This window comes from Oleiphilus sp. HI0132 (genome assembly GCF_001635845.1).
This window is the reverse complement of the sequence record NZ_LWGJ01001006.1, coordinates 1-350: the sequence shown is the minus strand read 5'-3', so window position 1 is coordinate 350 and position 350 is coordinate 1. Positions and strand designations below refer to the sequence as shown.

Sequence of the window (350 nt, the reverse complement as noted above, 5' to 3'; positions counted from 1 at the left end):
GGCCAAATATAAAGAGAGAGGCTGACGTAGTAATAGAAATACGGAACAAATAACTGNACACATAACAAGTGCCATCAATCGGACTTGGGTAAACTGTCACCGTTTTTGCAAAAAGACGCAAAAACGCCGCCACTTCACCCAAGCCGTTGTGGCAGGCGTTAGTGCTCTTAAGAAGCTAAGCGATTCTGTCGAACATCATCAGCAAGCCAAGATTTGATTAAGGACTGGTAAGGCATGTCTCTTCGATTAGCCTCAATTTTAATGCTTTCAAGCAAAGACTCAGGTAACCGCAAGGAAATTGTTTTCGTCGATGGTTTTAAGTTGGGCATTGTTACTTTTGCGGCCTTACT

At 43.0% G+C, this 350-nt stretch carries 1 protein-coding gene; it reads right to left on the bottom strand.

The genetic code is table 11. The features are described from left to right. Positions 1 to 167: 167 nt before the first annotated feature. On the bottom strand, positions 168 to 350 hold a 183-nt coding region (locus A3766_RS11285; RefSeq protein WP_197479547.1), incomplete at its 5' end, for a BrnA antitoxin family protein.